General features: G+C 63.0%; 12 protein-coding genes. 3 read left to right on the plus strand and 9 right to left on the minus strand.

Going from position 1 to position 19452, the window contains the following annotated elements; all coding sequences use genetic code 11:
• Positions 1 to 282: 282 nt before the first annotated feature.
• The 7 genes from scpB to purL form a co-directional block, all read right to left on the minus strand.
• A complete protein-coding gene (gene scpB, locus R2R70_RS14805) occupies positions 283 to 1350 on the minus strand; it encodes an SMC-Scp complex subunit ScpB (RefSeq protein ID WP_410978386.1) in 1068 nt (355 codons plus the stop codon).
• Entirely contained in the window at positions 1347 to 2384 is a 1038-nt protein-coding gene (locus R2R70_RS14810; protein WP_084589624.1) for a segregation and condensation protein A, read from the minus strand. The genes scpB and R2R70_RS14810 overlap by 4 nt, the downstream gene beginning before the upstream one ends.
• A 126-nt stretch (positions 2385 to 2510) precedes the next feature.
• On the minus strand, positions 2511 to 3725 hold the full coding sequence (locus tag R2R70_RS14815) for a hypothetical protein (protein ID WP_043336371.1): 1215 nt from the start codon (positions 3723 to 3725) through the stop codon (positions 2511 to 2513).
• 131 nt (positions 3726 to 3856) lie between these two features.
• Positions 3857 to 5647 carry a DEAD/DEAH box helicase gene (locus R2R70_RS14820; RefSeq protein ID WP_410978387.1) on the minus strand — a complete coding sequence of 597 codons (1791 nt, stop codon included), beginning with the start codon at positions 5645 to 5647 and terminating at the stop codon, positions 3857 to 3859.
• Positions 5648 to 5862: 215 nt separating this feature from the next.
• The gene (locus R2R70_RS14825) at positions 5863 to 6684 is read right to left on the minus strand and encodes a crotonase/enoyl-CoA hydratase family protein (protein WP_131432728.1); all 822 of its coding nucleotides are present in this window, start codon (positions 6682 to 6684) and stop codon (positions 5863 to 5865) included.
• Between the two features lie 213 nt (positions 6685 to 6897).
• Positions 6898 to 8544: an FMN-binding glutamate synthase family protein gene (locus R2R70_RS14830; protein ID WP_279834767.1), complete on the minus strand. Its 1647-nt coding sequence runs from the start codon at positions 8542 to 8544 to the stop codon at positions 6898 to 6900.
• A 421-nt stretch (positions 8545 to 8965) separates the two neighbouring features.
• The gene (gene purL / locus R2R70_RS14835) at positions 8966 to 12880 is read right to left on the minus strand and encodes a phosphoribosylformylglycinamidine synthase (protein WP_410978388.1); all 3915 of its coding nucleotides are present in this window, start codon (positions 12878 to 12880) and stop codon (positions 8966 to 8968) included.
• Between the two features lie 172 nt (positions 12881 to 13052).
• Here purL and mltF point away from each other — a divergent pair, with 172 nt between their 5' ends.
• Entirely contained in the window at positions 13053 to 14546 is a 1494-nt protein-coding gene (gene mltF / locus R2R70_RS14840; protein ID WP_082388806.1) for a membrane-bound lytic murein transglycosylase MltF, read from the plus strand.
• 82 nt (positions 14547 to 14628) lie between these two features.
• Positions 14629 to 16584: a GGDEF domain-containing protein gene (locus tag R2R70_RS14845; RefSeq protein ID WP_410978389.1), complete on the plus strand. Its 1956-nt coding sequence runs from the start codon at positions 14629 to 14631 to the stop codon at positions 16582 to 16584.
• Between the two features lie 108 nt (positions 16585 to 16692).
• Here R2R70_RS14845 and tadA read toward each other — a convergent pair whose 3' ends face one another.
• Positions 16693 to 17139, minus strand: coding sequence for a tRNA adenosine(34) deaminase TadA (tadA, locus tag R2R70_RS14850; RefSeq protein WP_216061401.1), 447 nt, complete (start codon positions 17137 to 17139; stop codon positions 16693 to 16695).
• A gap of 200 nt (positions 17140 to 17339) precedes the next feature.
• Between tadA and R2R70_RS14855 the strand changes: the two genes are divergently transcribed.
• Positions 17340 to 18185: an acyl-CoA thioesterase gene (locus R2R70_RS14855; RefSeq protein WP_213114017.1), complete on the plus strand. Its 846-nt coding sequence runs from the start codon at positions 17340 to 17342 to the stop codon at positions 18183 to 18185.
• A 165-nt stretch (positions 18186 to 18350) separates the two neighbouring features.
• Here the strand turns inward: R2R70_RS14855 and R2R70_RS14860 are convergent, their stop codons facing one another.
• The gene (locus tag R2R70_RS14860; protein WP_410978390.1) at positions 18351 to 18629 is read right to left on the minus strand and encodes a hypothetical protein; all 279 of its coding nucleotides are present in this window, start codon (positions 18627 to 18629) and stop codon (positions 18351 to 18353) included.
• Between the last annotated feature and the right edge of the window lie 823 nt (positions 18630 to 19452).

A 19452-nucleotide genomic window follows, 5' to 3' on the forward strand; every position in this document is an offset into this window, starting at 1 on the left:
CGGCGGCCGGCTTCTTGCCGACATTGGCCTTGCTGCCACGCGTGGACTTGCCGGTATCACGGGTCGGGCGGGCCTGCTCGCCACGCTTGTCGGCAGAATCAGCCGCGCGCTTGTCCGCGACATTCTTGTCCGCGAAGGCCTTGCCGGTCACGGCCTTGCCACCGGCGTGCTTGCCGCCAGCCTGCTTGTTGCCTGCCTGGCTGCTGCCGGGGCGAGAGGTCTTGCGCTTATCAGAGTCTGTCTTGCTCATGACATGAACCATTTCATCTATAGGAGTTTCGCCTACGCAGGGTCGTCATCATCGACGGTCCCGGCAGCGGAGGAGTCGTGCGGCTGCGCATCGGCAGCGTCGTCATCCTCGTCTGCACCGCGCAAACGTTGGCTGAGGCGCGCTTCGAGTGTGGCGAAGTCGAACCCCGAGCCGGTGGACGCCATCCCGGCGTGGTCATTTTCCGCCTGTGAGGCGGAGGGTGCTGCTGTGTTCGGTGTGTCAGCCGAGGCGCCGGAGGTATCGAGTGCGCGCATCTTCAGCGCCTCTTCCAGCTGCTCGGCGGTGACGTCCGGCGGTTGCCAGTCGTCGGGCACCGGGGTGCCAGTGTCGGTCTCAAGACCTGACTCAAGCCCTGCCTCAGTCTTTTCCCCAGTCTCTGCGTCAGGTGCTGACTCAGGCGCTGTCTCACGCTCTGGATCAGCCCCCGCATCAGCGCCGTCTGCCGGTGCCTCCTCCGCCTCGCCGTCCGGGTCGTCCGGCAGCGGCAAGGTCTGAGAGGGCGGCACATCATACAGGTCTGCCTCGAGCTGTTCGAGTCCTTCGAAGCCTTTCAGTTCATGCACCGGCGGCAGCTCTTCCAGCGTCTTGAGCCCGAAGTCATCGAGGAACTGACGCGTGGTGGCGAATACCGCCGGACGCCCCGGCACATCACGGTGACCGACCACTCTCACCCAGCCGCGCTCGACCAGGGTGCGCATGATCGAGGAGCTGACCGTCACGCCACGCACCTGCTCGATATCGCCGCGGGTCACCGGTTGACGATAGGCCACCAGCGCCAGGGTCTCCAGCAAGGCGCGCGAATAACGTTGCGGACGCTCTTCCCACAGCCGCGATACCCAGGGGGAATACTGCTGGCGAACGCGCAGCCGCCAGCCACTGGCGGTCTCGATCAGCTCCAGCGCGCTCTTGTCGGCCGGGTGACGCGCTTCCAGCTTGCCCAACGCCTCGCGCAGCGCGGGCCTGGTCGGGCTTGAATATTCATCGAACAGACCGGCCAGGCGCTCAAGCGTCAGCGGCTCGCCGGCGGCCAGCAGGGCCGCTTCGATGATCTGGTCCAGCGGGACATCGCGCAAACTCATGACGCCGCGTTCTCCTGCTCGTCGGATGGGGGTAAGGATGGTGACGTCTGCGCATCATCGGACGCTGCGTCATCATACGCTGCGTCATCGAACGCCCCCTGATCGGCCGCCACCTCGTCTTCGTCGGCGAATTCCAGCGCCAGCCAGTCCTCGTCATCCTCGGGGTCCGGCTCCGGCGTGCGGGCGCGCACGTGAATCGGTGACAGCGGCGCGTTCTGGACAATCTCGATCATCGATTCCTTGGCCAGCTCCAGAATCGCCATGAAGCTGACCACCACCCCGGCACGCCCTTCCTCGAGCGTGAACAGCTTCTCGAAGGGCGTGAAGTGCTCATGGGTCAACAGATTCATGATCGCCAGCATGCGCTCGCGGGTCGACATCACCTCACGCGAGATGGTGTGCGCCTGGACGAGGTCCGCCTGACGCAAGAGGCCGGACAACGCGCCGAGCAATTCCGACAGGTCGACATCAGGGTGCACCACCCGCGTCTCGAGCTCGGGCAGGTCTGCCGTGGCCACGAACCAGTCGCGGCCCTGACGCGGCATCTCATCCAGCCCTTCGGCGGCCAGCTTGGTCTGCTCGTATTCCTGCAGGCGGCGAATCAGCTCGGCGCGCGGGTCCTCTTCCTCGTCGTCATCACTCGCCTTGGGCTGTCGCGGCAGCAGGCTGCGCGACTTGATCTCCGCCAGCATCGCGGCCATCAGCAGGTATTCACCGGCCAGATCGATCTGCATGGCGTGCATCAGCTCGACATACTCGATGTACTGATGGGTGATGGCCGCGACATTGATGGCGAGGATATCGAGGTTCTGGCGACGGATGAGGTAGAGCAACAGATCCAGCGGCCCCTCGAAGGTCTCGAGAAAGACACGCAGCGCCTCCGGCGGGATGTACAGGTCCTGCGGCATCTCGGTGAGCGCGGTGTCGTTGACGCGCGCCAGCACCGTCGACGCCGCCGTCGGGGGCGTGACGAGAGGTGCGGGCTGATGCCCATCGGTGAGGGCAAAACTGGCGCCATCGAGCAGGTCGCTCATGACATCTCCTGCAGGAGGCGGGTGAAGGTGGGTCTGGGGGACGGGCATTCTAGCGGCTCGCGCCCCATCCCCCAAGTCTTTACGCCGCCGGTGATACGCCGGGGCCGCGCTCGACGCCGCCCGCCTCTAGCGATAGGTCAGGCCGATCACGCGCCGCAGCTCATCCAGGGTGTCACGCACGGTGTCGCGGGCCCGCTCGGCGCCTTCAGTCATCATGGTGCGCACCTTGCCATGCTCCCCTTCCAGCGCCTCGGCACGCTCGCGAATCGGCGTCAGCGCCGCGTCGACATGCTCGATCAGACAGCCCTTGCAGTCCAGGCAGCCGATGCTGGCATCACGGCAGCCCTCCTCCGCCCACTGGCGGTCCGAGGCGGGCGTGAAGCTTTCATGCAGCGTCCACAGCGGGCAGCGCTGCGGGTCGCCGGGGTCCTTGCGGCGCACGCGCGCAGGGTCGGTGGGCATCTCGCGCACGCAGGCCGCGATATCGTCGCGCCCGCTGCGCAGGAAGATGGCGTCTTCCCGTGCGGCCTTGTGTGTCTTGAGCTCCATGCCCAGCAGCGGCTCGACCTCGCCCTGCCAGTGTTCCGGCTCGCCGAGGATGCGCCGCCCGCCGCCTTCCAGATAGCCGAGCAGGCGCTCCTGCTGGTTGCGGTTGAGCTTGCTGGTCTCGGCCAGCAGGCCACGCGCGCGCTCGAAGGCCTCGAGATCGCCCTCTTCCTGATAGTCGCTCAACCATTCGCGATACAGGCGACCGCTCTTCTTGCCCAGGCGCGCGATGGCGCGTTCGGCCTGCTCCTCGAAGCCGGCATCGCGGCCATAGCGATGATTGAAGCGCCGGGCGACCTCTCGGGTGAACTCGATATGCGCACGCTGCTCGGGGCCGGCGGGCACCACCTGCCCCCGCAGCGCCAGAATGTCGGCCGCCTGCATCAGGGGCGCACCAAGCATGGCCAGACTTGCGCCCTGCTGCTCACCGAGCCCGGCGACCATCTCGCGGTAGCTGGGCAGACGCTCCAGCCAGGCCTTGGGCGTGACGCTGGCCAGGATCATGTGCACATCGGTCAGCTCCGGCACCCACGACTGGATGAACAGGGTAGCGACCTTGGGGTTGACCCCACAGGCGAGACAGTCGATCACCATCGCCCAGCTGTATTGCTCGATCTCGTGAGGCGCGTGACCGCTGACCGCCAGCGCGTTCCAGTCGGCGACCAGAAAATAGGCATCGTGATGGTATTGCAGCTCGGTCCAGCGCCGGATCACTGATTGATAGTGTCCGAGTTGCAGGTGTCCGGTGGGGCGTAAGCCGGACACCAGCCTGGCCGAGGTATCGGTGGCACTCACCTTGTGAGTTCTCCCTGAGGCGTATGAAGCCGCCAGTCTAGCAACCCGACGCCCCGATCAGCATCCCCGCGACGTCGTGTCCCTGACAACATGCGCCACGCGACCAGGTCACGCTGCGGCCAGCGCGCCGCTCAGCCGGCGGCGATACCTGTGCGATAGCGCCCGGCGTAGTCGAACAGCTTGTCGCGGATCTGCCAGTAACGCCCGCTCTTGCGCCCGATGACGAAGTCCGGCGCCTTGAGACGCTCCTTGCCCGCCAGCACCTCGGCGATGTCCTTCGGTGCCCAGTCACTGCCCGGCGCGCGCAGATGACGTGCGAGGAAGCTCAAGCGGAAGGCGTGGCGCTGGGCGGAGGTCTCGAGCGCGAACCACTCGGACAGATCGGTGCCATCCTCGTCGTAATAGGTCACCTTCAAGCGTGGCAGACCGCGCCCGTTGCGCGTCTCCTCCAGCTGCCAGCCGCTGACGCGCAGCACCCGTGCGTCACGCAGCTTGAGCGCATCGCGCAGCTTGTCATCCGGGTCGACCAGCCGTGCCTGACAGGCATGACAATGGCGGGCGGCGATGTCATTGGCCTCGCCACACTGCGGACAGGCCTTGGCGCGATAGCGGAAGTCGCACTGCACCAGCGGCCTGCCCTCGCCCTCCGGCGACTCGACCAGCCCCTGGCAGCGACGCCCGAAGTGCTCGACCACCAGCTCGCCATCCTTGCGCCCCCAGAACAGATTGGCATTGCCACACACCGGGCACTCGACCTGCACGATCTCGGTGTCGCCGGCCGGCTTCGGCGTCGCCACCTCCGGCGCGTAGAGGTCCCAAGGGTTGCCGGCGTAGTCGAGAATCAGACAATCCGTCTTGCCGGGGCTCAGACGCAGGCCGCGCCCGACGATCTGCTGATAGAGACTGACGGATTCCGTGGGCCGCAGGATGGCGATCAGGTCGACATGCGGCGCATCGAAGCCGGTGGTGAGCACCGCCACATTGACCAGATACTTGAGCTGCTGGGCCTTGAAGGCATTGATCAGCCGCTCGCGCTCCTCGCCGGGCGTCTCGCCGGTGATCAGCGCCGCCTCGCCGTCAGGCAGGAGTGCAGTGACTTCCTCGGCATGCTCGACGGTGGAGCAGAACACCATCACGCCGCGCCGCTCGCGTGCCTGGGCGACGATATCCAGCACGATGCCCGGCGTCGCGCGGGAGCCCTGCACCACCTCGTTGAGCTCCGCCTCCTGAAAGCTACCGCCGATACCGGGCGCCAGCTGCGAGAAGTCATAGCGCGCCACCGCCACATCGACACGCCGCGGCTCACTCAGAAAGCCTTGCCGCACCATCAGGCGCAGCGGCTGCTCGAAGACGCAATCACGGAAGAAGCAGTCGTCATCCCCGCGCACCATGCCGTGATAGTGACGATGGAAGATGAAGCCCTGACCGAGACGATACGGCGTCGCCGTCAGTCCCAGCACCTTGAGGCGGGGATTGTGCTCGCGCAGATGATTGATGACCTTGCGATAGCTGGCGTCCTTCTCCAGCGAGACCCGGTGACACTCATCGATCACCAGCAGCGTGAAGGGCGCCGCCTGAGCATCAGCCGTCGGCTCAGCCGGCGTGAAGGCATCGAGGTTGCGCACCACTGACTGCACCGAGCCGAACACCACCTGACGCGAGGCCTGCTTGCGCTTGAGGCCGGCACTGAAGATGTCGGCGTCCTTGCCATAGGATTCGTACTTGGCGTGGTTCTGCTCGACCAGCTCGCGCACATGCGCCAGCACCAGCACACGGCCACGCGCGATACGCGCAAGCTCCGCGATCACCAGCGACTTGCCGCTGCCGGTGGGCAGCACGATCACCGCCGCCTCATCACTGCGGCGAAAGTGCTCGACGGTACGCCGCACGGCCTCCTGCTGATACGGACGCAGCTCAAACATGCAGCGCCGTCCAGCGAGATACGCGAGTGGGAGCGCAGCCGGCAGGCAGGCCCAGGGATGTGAGGGCTGACAGGGACGTGAGGGCTGAGAGGAAAATTGACATCAAGGGGCCGCCGAATCGCAGGAAGGGACAATGCCCCCATTATCCGCATCAGCGACTGCAGCGGCAAAGTGGGTGTGGATAACCTGAGCCCGTAAGTCTTGGCCCGTCAGGATCAGAAGCGCGGCGCGCGTCCCTCGAGCTTGGCCTTGATGCACTCGGTCTGCTCCGCACGCCCCAGCAGCGAGGACTGCAGCTCTGCCTCAAGCGCCAGCGCCTCGGCTTCCGGCGCAGCGAGGGCCTCGTCATAGAGACGCGTGATGGCGCGGATGGCGCTGGGAGAGCGCCCGGCAATCTGGCGCGCCAGGGCCAACGCCTCTTCCTGTGGGCTGGAGATGATGCGCGTGACCAGGCCGGCGCTCTGCGCCTCGTTGGCCTCGACCTTGCGCCCGCTCCACGTCAGCTCGTGCAGCCAGTCCGGTCGCACGCCACGCGCAGTGACGCTGATGCCCATGTCCGGAATGATGCCCCAGTCGATCTCGAGCACCGCCAGACGCGCATCAGGATCACACAGCCGGATGTCCGCCCCCAGCGCGATCTGCAGGCCGCCACCGAAGACATTGCCATGCAAGGCGGCGATGACCGGCACCCCGACATCTCGCCAGCCCAACGCCAGCTGCTGCACGGTATTGCGCTGCGGCGCACAGCCATTGGCCCCCGCGACCAGCAACTGCGGCACGCGGGCGGCGTCGCCCATGATGGCAGCGATATCCAGCCCCGCACAGAAACTGGGCCCCTCTCCCGACAGCACGATGGCGCGCAGGCCTGATTCCCGGGCGCGGGCATGCAACTCCTGCTGTACCGCCAGCAGGGCATCGATCATCTTCCAGTCGATGCCGTTGTGCTTGTCAGGGCGATTGAGGCGCACGTCGGCGACATGCTCACTGATCGAGAGGGTCACATAACGTTCAGGCGTGAGGTGGGTAGCGTCAGACATGGCGGTCTCCCTGCGACGGATAACGAGCAAGCACGCGCTCGAACGATTTCACGACAGTGCCGAGCGATGGCACTCATCCAGTGATAAACCCAAAAGGCGCAGGCAACCACACTGCGTTCGTCGAGCTGCCCGCGGGCATGACTCGCTACGTCTCAGTGTGACTGCCTGCACCCGGTTGTTGAACGGTCGTTTGGTCGCAGAGGTGACGATGGTCTACTCGCGCTTGGCGCCCGAGACCTCTGACAGTGATTGCGGCTGGAAGCTCTCGGCCTGGGCCATCGCCCAGACACGACGATAGAAGGGATAGTCATCCCCTTGCGTCAGCAGTGCGCCCTTGGTCAGGAAGGGATGCAGGTGCGAGAACAGCTTGACCTCATTCTCGGAGACACGATGCACCAGGTGGTCCGGGGTGATCTGCCAGGGCGTGTGCAGGCCCGCCGCCGACAGGATCTCGGCCAGCGCATGCAGGGTGTTGTGGTGGAAGTGACGCACCTGATCGGCCTTGTCTTCCACGACCAGCGATTTCTGGCGCAGATCATCCTGGGTGGCGATCCCCGTCGGGCACTTGTTGGTGTGACAGCTCAGTGACTGGATGCAGCCCAGCGCGAACATGTAACCGCGTGCGGCATTGACCCAATCCGCGCCCAGCGCCATCACGCAGGCGATATCGAAGGCACTGATGATCTTGCCGCTGACCCCGATGCGCACCTCATCACGCAGCCCTGCGCCCACCAGCGAGTTGTGGACGAACTGCAGCCCTTCACGCAGCGGGGTGCCGAGATGGTCGGTGAATTCGGTCGGTGCGGCGCCGGTGCCGCCCTCACTGCCATCGACGACGATGAAATCGGGCACGATCCCGGTCTCGAGCATCGCCTTGACGATGGCCATGAACTCCCACGGCTGACCGAGGCACAGCTTGAAGCCCACCGGCTTGCCACCCGACAGCTCGCGCAGGCGCTGGATGAAACTCAACAGCTCAAGCGGTGTGGAGAACTCACCGTGATTGGACGGCGAGATGCAATCCTTGCCCATCGGAATCCCGCGCGTCTCGGCGATCTCCTCGCTGATCTTGCTGGCTGGCAAGACGCCCCCGTGGCCGGGCTTGGCACCCTGGCTGAGCTTGATCTCGATCATCTTGACCTGCTCGCTGGCCGCCTGGCGGGCGAACTTCTCGCCATCGAAGCGCCCTTCCTCGTCGCGGCAGCCGAAGTAGCCACTGCCCAGCTCCCAGATCAGATCGCCCCCGAATTCGCGGTGATAGGGACTGATGCTGCCTTCGCCGGTGTCATGGGCGAAGTTGCCCAGCCTGGCGCCCTTGTTCAGGGCGCGGATGGCGTTGGCGCTCAAGGAGCCGAAGCTCATCGCCGAGATATTGAACAGCGAGGCATTGTAGGGATGCGAGCACTGGGAGTTGCCGACGTTGAGACGAAAGCCCTTGGGGTCCGGCACGCTCGAGGTCTGCATGGAGTGACCGATGAACTCATAGCTGTCGGAATAGACATCGAGCAAGGTGCCGAACGGCTGGGAGGAATTGTGCTGACGGCCACGCGCATAGACCAGCTCGCGCTGCTTGTGGGAAAACGGCAGCTGATCGGTGTCCGACTCGAACAGGTACTGACGCATTTCCGGACGCAGCGCCTTGAACAGATAACGCATGTTGCCGATCACCGGATAGTTGCGACGCACGGCGTAATCCGGCTGCTGCATGTCGTAGATGCCGACGGCGACCAGAAAGGCCATCAGCAGCGTCAGCGGCCATATCCAGGGCGTCAGCTCCGACAGCCCCAGGCAGACCAGCAAGCCGAGGACACAGAGCCCGAAGACGGAGTAGCGAGGTAACAGCGACCATTTCAGTTTCATCAAAGCTTCCTTTGCCAGCGAACAGCAATGTCAGGGCTGTCGTTGTGGGAGGGTCAGGGGTTGCGGTCAGGGGTTGCGCCCAGGGACTGCGATCAAGAGTTGTGACCACGGTCTGCGACCAGTGCGGCGGCCACGGAACACACCATGCCTGTCAGGCAGGCATCATCATCGATAGCGATGGCGATGGCGATGGCGACGTCACGATGACGCCAGCCTGCCGTATGCCGGGCCGACTGTCCTGCTCAACGGTGGAACCCGCTGTTGAGCCAGTCGCACCACGATGCTCTCGGCATGTCTGTAAACAAGAAGACGCCTTCGTGGCGTGAACCACGAAGGCGTCTTCCGTTACTGCATTTCGCCACTGGTGGCGTGCGCCAGCCTCATCGACCGAGGAGGCCGAGTCGCTGGCGCGTCACGTCGCTCAGTCAACCCAGCGACGGGCATTGCGGAACATGCGCAGCCAGGCGCCATCCTGCTGCCAGTCGTCCGGACGCCAGGAGTTGGTGACGGCTCGCGCCACGCGCTCCGGGTGCGGCATCATGATGGTCACGCGACCATCATCGGTGGTCAGACCGGTGATGCCGGACGGCGAGCCGTTCGGGTTGGCCGGATAGCGCGTGGTGGTCTGGCCGTAGTTGTCGACGTAGCGCAGCGCGACCTGGCCGCTGCTCTGCATCTTGCGCAGGTGAGCGCTGTCGCGGAACTCGGCACGCCCTTCGCCATGCGCGATGGCGATCGGCAGGCGCGAGCCTTCCATACCATCGAGGAACAGCGAGGCGCTCTTCTCGACTTCGACCATCGCGACACGCGCCTCGAACTGCTCGGACTCGTTGCGCACGAAGCGCGGCCAGGCCTCGGCACCCGGGATCAGCTCCTTGAGCTGGGAGAGCATCTGGCAACCGTTGCAGACGCCCAGCGCGAAGCTGTCGTCACGGTTGAAGAAGCGCTCGAACTGCTCACGCGCACGCGCATTGAACAGCACCGACTTGGCCCAGCCACCGCCGGCGCCCAGCACGTCACCGTAGGAGAAGCCGCCACAGGCGACCAGCCCCCGCATGGTGTCCAGATCGATACGCCCTTCGAGGATGTCGCTCATGTGGACATCGACAGCCTCGAAACCGGCACGGTCGAAGCTTGCCGCCATCTCGAGCTGACCATTGACGCCCTGCTCGCGCAGGATAGCCATGCGCGGACGTGCACCGGTGTTCAGGTACGGCGCTGCGATATCCTCGTTGACGTCGAAGGTGGCCTGGGCGGTAAGACCCGGGTCACGCACGTCGTTGATGGACTCGAATTCACTCTTGGCGCAATCGGCGTTGTCACGCGCGGCCTGCATGCGATAGCTGGTCTCGGCCCACAGGCGCTCGGCACTGGCGCGGGTGGTGGAGAGCAGGTTCTGGCCCAGCAGCGTGATGTTGATCTGCTCATCGGCACGCGGCGTGGCGATCACGCCACTGTGCTCGAGGCCCACGGCCTTGAGCTCGGCGAGGATGGACTCGGTATGTTCGCGACGTACCTGCACCACGGCACCCAATTCTTCGGCGAACAGCGCGCCGGTGGCCTGACCCGGCTCGGCGGCGGTCCAGTCGAGGGAGATGTCGAGACCGACACGTCCGGCGAAGGACATTTCCATCAAGGTGGTCAACAGACCACCATCGCTGCGGTCGTGATAGGCCAGCAGCTTGCCTTCGACATTGAAGCGCTGGATGGCCTCGAAGAAGTGCTTGAGGTCTTCGGGCTTGGCAAGATCCGGCGCTTCGTTGCCGACCTGACCATAGACCTGCGCCAGCGCGGAGCCACCGAGACGGTGAGCGCCATGGCCAAGATCGATCAGGATCAGGTCCGTTTCCACGGCCTCGCCATTCAGCGTGCGACGCAGCTGCGGCGTGAGGGTACGCATGGCATCGGTGACCGGCGCGAAGCCTGTCATCACCAGCGACAGCGGCGCGGTGATCGACTTGTCTTCGCCATTCTCGTCCTGCCAGGCGGTGCGCATGGACATGGAGTCCTTGCCGACCGGGATGGTCAGGTCCAGCGCCGGGCACAGTTCCATGCCGACGGCGTGGACGGCCTCGTAGAGCGCCTGATTCTCGCCGGTGTGATCGGCAGCGCTCATCCAGTTGGCGGACAGCTTGATGTCAGACAGCTTGGCGATCGGCGCGGCGGCCAGGTTGGTGATCACCTCGGCTACGGCCAGACGCGCGGACGCCGCCGGCGAGATCAGTGCGACCGGCGTACGCTCGCCCATCGCCATCGCTTCACCGACATGGCTGTCGAGGGAACTGGTGGTGACGGCGCAATCGGCCACCGGCACCTGCCACGGACCGACCATCTGGTCGCGCGCGACCATGCCGGTGATCGAGCGGTCGCCGATGGTGATCAGGAATTTCTTGGAGGCGACGGTGGGCAGCTGCAGCACACGGGTCATCGCTTCGCGCGGGTCGAGGTTGTCGAGACCCAGCGCCGGCAGTTCCAGCGTCTGGCGCTCGAAGCTGCGTGACATCTTGGGCGGCTTGCCGAACAGCACATCCATCGGCAGATCGACCGGACGCGTATCGAAGTGGCCATCCTTGACGACCAGTTCGTGCTCCTCGAGGGCTTCACCGACCACGGCGTACAGGCAACGCTCACGCTCGCACAGGGCTTCGAAGGTGGCCAGATTCTCCGGTGCCACCGCCAGCACGTAGCGCTCCTGGGATTCGTTGCACCAGATTTCCAGCGGGCTCATGCCGGATTCAGCGCTCGGCACGGCGCGCAGGTCGAACAGGCCGCCGCGACCGCCATCCTTGACCAGCTCCGGCAGTGCGTTGGACAGACCGCCCGCGCCGACGTCGTGGATGAAGCAGATCGGATTCTTGTCATCCAGCGCCCAGCAGCGATCGATGACTTCCTGCACGCGACGCTCCATCTCGGCGTTGTCACGCTGCACGGAGGCGAAGTCGAGGTCTTCGCTGGAGCTGCCGGAGGCCATGGAAGAGGCAGCACCGCCGCCCAGACCGATCAGCATCGCCGGGCCGCCCATCACGATCAGCTTGGCGCCGACCGGAATATCGCCCTTCTCGACGTGCTGGCTGCGGATGTTGCCGTAACCGCCGGCGAGCATGATCGGCTTGTGATAGCCACGACGCTCGATGCCGCCGGCACCGAAGGCATCCTGCTCGTAGGTACGGAAGTAGCCGTTGAGGTTGGGACGGCCGAATTCGTTGTTGAACGCAGCGCCACCGATCGGGCCTTCGAGCATGATGTCGTAGGCGGTCTTGATGCGCTCCGGCTTGCCGTAGTCGTGCTCCCACGGCTGTTCGAAGCCCGGGATACGCAGGTTGGAGACGCTGAAGCCGGTCAGACCCGCTTTCGGCTTGGAGCCGACACCGGTCGCGCCTTCATCACGAATCTCGCCACCGGCACCGGTCGCGGCGCCCGGATAGGGAGCGATGGCGGTCGGGTGGTTGTGGGTCTCGACCTTCATCAGGATGTTGATCGGTTCCTGATGATAGGTATAGATGTGGCCTTCGCCTGTCGGGAAGTAACGCCCGGCAGTCGGACCTTCCATCACGGCGGCGTTGTCACTGTAGGCGGACAGCACGCCATCCGGATGATGCTGGTAGGTGTTCTTGATCATCTTGAACAGCGAGTGCGACTGCGCTTCGCCGTCGATGGTCCAGTCCGCATTGAAGATCTTGTGGCGGCAATGCTCGGAGTTCGCCTGAGCGAACATCATCAGTTCGATGTCGGCAGGATTGCGGCCCAGAGTCTTGAAGGACTCGACCAGATAATCGATCTCGTCATCGGCCAGCGCCAGGCCCAGGCTACCGTTGGCCTTGGCCAGGGCTTCGCGGCCACCGCCGAGGATGTCGACATGGGCAAGCTTGGCAGGTGCCTGATGCTGGAACAGACGTGCCGCGTCCTGAGTACGGGTCAATACCGTCTCGGTCATGCGGTCGTGCAGTCGAGAAGACAGCGTGGCGAAGAGCTCTTCGCTCAGGGGCGCGTCCAGCTTGATGCGGTAGGCGATGCCACGCTCGAGGCGGCGGACTTGCGGCAGGCCGCAGTTGGCAGCGATATCCGTGGCCTTGGAAGACCAGGGAGACAGCGTGCCGAGGCGGGGGATGACGAGGAAGAGATGTCCTTCCGGAGCGCTCTCGTCACGACTGGGGCCGTAGTCCAGCAGGCGCTCCAGTGTTGTCCGATCGGAACTGCTCAGTTCACCATCGACCTCGGCCAGATGAAGGTACTCGGCATGAAGAGATTCCACCTCCGGCACCAGCTCGCGTAATGCAGCCAGTAGACGGGTGTGACGGAAGGCGGAAAGGGCAGGCGCGCCTCGCAGTTCGAGCATGGTCAGGGAAAGCCTCTGAAGCAGCGTGAACGGACAACCGCCAAACGGCGGCAGCAAGCGCATATCATACGTGAAAGGCGAGCCTTAACGAAGCCCGCAGGCGACATGCGTTGGATGACAGTGTGTTGAGCTGCCGGTATGGTGGAAGCCCTGCCGTGAATGATGCTGACGCATGCTCAAGACTTCGCCCTCTTCTCTCATTCCGCCCGTGCGACAGCTGCTGCGCCACGCGCGGCGTTTCCTCGTCGCGGCGCTGGCCCTCGCCTTGCTGATACTGCCCGAGCGCACCCTCATCGAGATGCCCACGCGACTGGACGATGTCCGCGCGCGCGACTTCATTCAGGTCGCCACGCGTAATACCCCCACGACCTTCTATCGTGGCCGTCAGGGGCCTACCGGTTTCGAATACGAGCTGGCACGGGACTTCGCCGATTATCTTGGCGTGAGTCTGTCGATGGATTCCGAGCACAATATCGAGAGCCTGACCCAGAGCGTGCTCAATGATCAGGCCGATCTTGCGGCCGCGACCCTGCCGCTGGATCTCTCCGAACAGGACCTGCGCTTCTCGCGCCCCATCCTCGAATTGCAGGCGATGGTGGTCTATCGGCGCGGCATGCATCCACCCAAGGAATTGAAGGATCTGGTCGGCAAGCGCATCGGCGTCATCAAGGGCGCCGGCACCAGCTTGGTACTGCGCGAAGTCCAGCAGGACATCCCCGAGCTCAGCTGGAAGGAAACCGGCGAGCTTGAGGTGGCGGACCTGCTGCAACGCATCGAGGAAGACAAGCTGGATGCGGCGGTCGTCTATGCCCATCAATTCAAGCTCAATCGCCTGTTCTTCCCAAATGTGGAGAACGGCTTCGACGTGGGCGATCCGCTGACGCTGGCCTGGGCCTTCCCCGCGCATGGCGACATCTCATTGCTGACCGCCGCCAATGATTTTCTCGAGACACGCCGCCAGGATGGCACCCTCGATCAACTGGTCGAGCGCTATTTCGGCCATGATGACTATCTCGAGTATGTCGGCGCACGCACCTTCATCCGCCAGGCACGCGACCGCCTGCCGCGCTATATCGATACCTTCAAGGAAGCCGCGCGCGAAACCGGCATCGACTGGAAACTGCTGGCCGCCACGGGCTATCAGGAATCGCACTGGCAGCCCAAGGCCACCTCTCCCACAGGGGTGCGCGGCCTGATGATGCTGACCAATGTGACGGCGCGCGAAATGAAGATCGCCAACCGTTTGGATCCCGTTCAGAGCATCGATGGTGGCTCACGCTATCTTGTGAGTATAAAGGGACGCTTGCCGGACGAGATCAAGGAACCGGATCGTACCTGGATGACGCTGGCGGCCTACAATGTCGGCCTGGGGCACCTGTTTGACGCTAGACGGATCGTGAAGATGAAGGGCGGCGACCCGAATCGCTGGAAGGATGTCCGCGAAGCCCTGCCCTTGCTGCAGAATCGTGAGTGGTACCAGAAAGTCCGTTATGGTTATGCACGCGGCGGAGAACCTGTCATCTATGTCCGCAATATCCGTCGTTATTATGAAATACTGAATTATGTTTACCGTAGCCAGCAGCAGTTCTATCAGCTGGATGAGCGTCCGATTACCGACGACGAAGGCGACAGCAATCCCTTCGATACAGTGCCTCCGATTCTCTGAGGATGGAGTTCGGACCGTCAGCACTCTGGTGCCTCAAGTGCACGCATCTTCACCACGCATCAAGAGCCTCTAAGGACAGGGAATGACACGCAGACTCGTCTTGATGTCGCTAAGCCTGATCGCGTTCGGCATCGCCTTGCTGGGGCTCTGGCCGTCTGCCGGCAATGAAGCCAATGCGCTGTTGCTGATGATGCTGGCCCTGCAAGCTGCCGGCCAGGCTGCCTGGCATTGGCGCAACACCTCCCTCAGTCAGCTGTTCCTCAGCGCCTCATTGATCCTCAATATCCTGCTGATCTGTACCTTCCTGCTACCGGAAAGCTGGGTGGGAGTGGACCACTGGGGAGACCTGCTGATCAATCTGCCGGGCGATTGGCATATCGCCAATATCCGCCCGCCCATCCTGATACTGTTCGCCTGTTTCGGCCTCACGACCTGCGCCCTGTTGCGCATGCGACTGGGGTTTGGCTCTGCCATCCAGCTGACGCAAGTCACGCTGCTGTTGCTGTTTGCCATGATGTCCGATGCCAGTCTTTCCGTCGCCAGCATGGTGCTGGCAGGCCCGGAACGCATCACGCTGACCAGCTTCGTCAGTCTACTGTTGATCGCTCAATGGATCGATCTACAGCCGGCATTCATGCAGATGTGGCGCCGCAATCTCATACCGCTGATCATTTCCTCCTCGATCACCCTGGTCTGTCTGCTCGCCTGGCAGCAGCAGAGCCAGGACGAGAACAATCGCATCAACCAGTCGACCTACGTACTGGGCGACAAGATCGCCACGGAGCTGTCTCGTGAGATCAACGACCAGCTCAATGCAATGCGACGTTTCGCCGGTTTCTGGAGCCTGATGGGGCAGACACCGTCACGCGGAGAATGGCAACGCCTGGCACGCAGCTATTACAAGGATTTCGATTACTTCCAGAACATCGCCTTCATCGACCCGGACAGCGTGATAACGCGCGTCTTCCCGGACAAGGGCCGCAATCATGATGTACTGGGCGTACGCCTGCTGGATGCTCAGCCGGACACGCCGCTGCGCAACCCGCTGGAACTCGGCATCGAGGGCCATACCGGCATCATCGACCTGATTCAGGGCGGCAAGGGCATGGTGTCCTACCTGCCGGTGCGCGATCCTCGTGATGGCACCATCCTGGGGGCGATCGCCATGGTGGTGGATCTGGCCCCTCTGCTCGACAGGGCCATGGACACGGCACGCAATGAGGCATTTGCGGTCACCCTGTCAGAGCGCGGCAACATCTATATCCATGTCGGCCCCGAAAGTCGTCTGGCGCCCTGGGGCCATCGCATCCCCATCGAGCTACCCGCCACCGACCTGACCCTGGGTCTGCAGCCGACACAGCAGTTCCTGGCGGCCACTCGTGGCCGTCTGCCGGAGGTGACGTTGCTGACGGGCATGCTGCTGGCCTACCTGCTCTTCCTGGTGATCTACATGTATCGCCGCGTCTCGCAGGAGCACGGCATCGTCAAGAATGCCAATGATGCACTTCGCGAAGAGATGGTGCGGCGAGAGCGACTGCAGAACGAGATCCAGTGGCTGGCGCGTCACGACGAGCTGACCCAGCTGCCCAATCGTCGCTATTTCCTCGAGCAGGTGCAGAGCTTCAGCGGCAAGATGCCTCTGACGGTCATGATTCTGGATATCGACTTCTTCAAGACGATCAACGACAAACTGGGGCACTTGGAGGGAGATCGCTACCTGCAGAAGATTGCCGCCGTCTCACGGGCCCCCGTGGAGTCTGCCGGCGGCATACTGGCGCGCTTCGGTGGCGAGGAGTTCGTGGTGTGCATTCCGGAATGCCCGCGCGCGGTAGGCCGCACTCTGGCGGAAGAGCTGCGGCGTGCCGTGCAGGCTGCAGGGCTGCCGCAGCCTGCTACGGACAGCGTCGTCACGGTATCCGTGGGCATGGCATGCGTGGCGCGCGCTCCATTGCGGCTGGATGCACTGCTGCAGGCAGCGGATGAGGCGCTGTATCGCGCCAAGTCCAGTGGTCGCAATCAGGTTCAGATCGCTGCCTGACGGTCCATGGAGACCATCATGAGAGCAACGCCGGGGGATCAGCTCGGGAGGACCTGCTCGGGCGGATCTGAGCGGAAGGTTCAGCGCGAAAGGTTCAGCGTGAAAGGATCAGCGCGGAAGCTCACCGCGCCGCTCAGCGAAGAAGGACTTGAGCAAGCGCTTGGCGTGAGCGGCCAATAGCCCCCCTTCCACCACGACGTGATGGTTATGCCAGGGCTGTGCAAACAGATTGGCACGCGATTCCACCATGCCGGTCTTCGGCTCTGCTGCCCCGTAGACGACCCGCTTTACCCGCGCGTGGATCAAGGCGCCACTGCACATCATGCAGGGTTCCAGCGTCACATACAGCGTGCAATCGTCGAGACGATAGTTGCCGAGTCGGGCCGCCGCCGCGCGCAAGGCCTGCACCTCGGCATGTGCCGTCGGGTCCGGGGTGCTGACCGGCGCATTGTAGCCAGTGCCGATGATGTCGCCCTGGGGATTGACCACCACCGCGCCGACAGGCACCTCGCCAGCCTCGAATGCCAGCCGCGCCTGGTCCAGCGCCCGATGCATATAGTAATGATCCCCACGTGGCCCACTCCGGGCCTGCGGCGCTATCGCCAACTCGTCACTCACCGTTGTTCTCCGGTATCCTGAGGCCATTGTTTCGCTCACCATGATAACGGCTTGGCGCTCGCGCTTCCTCCTGCATTGCCACCGCGCGCAGCCTGGCACTGCTCCGAGCGCCTGCCCCTCAGTACAAGGATAGATTCATGACCCAAACAGCCACTGCGCCTCTTGAGGCACTGGTCACCCTGCTGGGTCTTGAGACCCTGGAAGAGAACCTGTTCAGAGGGCACAGTCAGGACCTCGGCTTCCCTCAGCTGTTTGGCGGACAGGTACTCGGACAAGCGTTGTCCGCAGCGACACGCACGGTACCGGTCGAACGCCAGGTCCACTCTCTGCATGGCTACTTCCTGCGCCCGGGCGATGCCCACAAGCCTGTCATCTATCAGGTTGATGGCGTGCGTGATGGCGGCAGCTTCACGACCCGCCGCATCAGTGCCATCCAGAATGGCAAGACCATCTTCTTCTGCAGCGCCTCCTTCCATGGCAAGGAGGCAGGCTTCGAGCATCAGCTCGCCATGCCCGATATCGAATCTCCAGAGCAGTTGATCGAACAGGGGGCACGTATCGAGCGCTACGAAGGCCATCCCATCGAGTTCCTGCGCCTGAAGGCGCCGATCACGGCGAGTGATGATGACGCCTGCCCCCCACCACGCCAGCGGCTATGGTTCCGACTGGCAGGCGAGCTGCCGGAAGATGATGCCCTGCATCGCTACCTGCTGACTTACAGCTCCGACTTCAATCTGCTGGCGACAGGCCTCGGCGGACATGGCGTGCGGTTCGGTTCGCCCGAACTGCAAATGGCGAGCCTGGATCACTCGCTATGGTTCCACCGCGATGTACGCGTCAATGATTGGATTCTCTACGAGATGGATAGCCCGTGGGCGGGAGGCGCACGTAGCTTCGCTCGCGGCAGTCTCTACAACCGGCACGGCGAGCTGGTGGCATCCAGCGCTCAGGAAGGCCTGACACGCCTGCGCAAACGCCCCTGAACAAATCGCCCTGTGCGAATTGTCCTGAGCTAATCGTCCTGAATAACAATGCCCCTCCTGAGACATTCTCAGGAGGGGCATTGTCATTTTTGGCTGCGTCTATCTACAACCTACAACGCTGAGAATAACGCACTGCGATTCACTATTATCGCGTCAATAGAGGAGTCACTTCAGTGCTGTCCTGACGCGCGTGCAGTTTTCATCCCGGTAGCGCTGCTTGTAGTCATTGCGCTGGGACTGCCAACTTCGCATCTGGCTCGACGACCCGCCGCCGCGACGCCTATCGGTATAATATTCGATCTTGTCCTTGATGAACTGACAGCGCTCTATCTTCCTCTCTCGCTCCCCGGCAGATGCCATTTCTGACGACATCAGCCCCAACAAAAGAGCCATCATTCCTGCCAATCGAAGTCTTGATAACGAATATGAAAAGCCCCTCGACATGTCGCCTCCTTGCGCCTATTCATGGCTAACATCAATGAGTGATATTCAATGACAGCGCAGACACCGAGCAGGTGCTGCAACAGTAAAGATATCTCCCGATAAAGATATCTCTCAACAGCGTGGAATGCCTGTCGATCAAGTACACTCAATGGAGAGCCAGCACGTTTTCCCAGTGATACTGATCTATATACAAGGATGCCTCTACATCCTTGTATCATATAGCTCATGTAGCCATGTCTTGTGCTGTACGCATTTACCCCAGTACGGCTGTTCTTGCGCCAACGTTTACTGAGCACCACTTTTCCTGCGCACAAAGAGAACCGCCCCTGCAGCAAGGCTGCAGGGGCGGTTCGGTATAAGTGCCTGACGAGGATCGGGGCGGCCATCCGCTACTCTCACATGAAGAAACTCTACACTACCAAATGAATATCAATATGATGGGCCAGCGCTAAGAGCTCCATACCAGGCGCTTCAAGCCGCATAAAAATACACCCCCACAGTAAAAGCTCCAGGGGAGATTCTTGGCAAAACCAGGGATAAAGAAAAAGCGCACATCATTTTTCGTCAATGACAGAACCATCACAGCACGATGATGAGCCAAAGACTTTCTTCTTGTGCAGCCTGGGAAGGTTATCTCTCGTACCACTTTTCCATGCACGTCCTTCTGCACACGGCTTTCTATTGCGCCAATTTTTTCCTGCGCACAAAGAGAACCGCCCCTGCAGCAAGGCTGCAGGGGCGGTTCGGTATAAGTGCCTGACGATGACCTACTCTCACATGGAGAAACTCCACACTACCATCGGCGCTAAGCGGTTTCACTTCC

It is taken from the genome of Cobetia sp. SIMBA_158 (assembly GCF_046566945.1).
Lineage (GTDB): Bacteria > Pseudomonadota > Gammaproteobacteria > Pseudomonadales > Halomonadaceae > Cobetia > Cobetia amphilecti.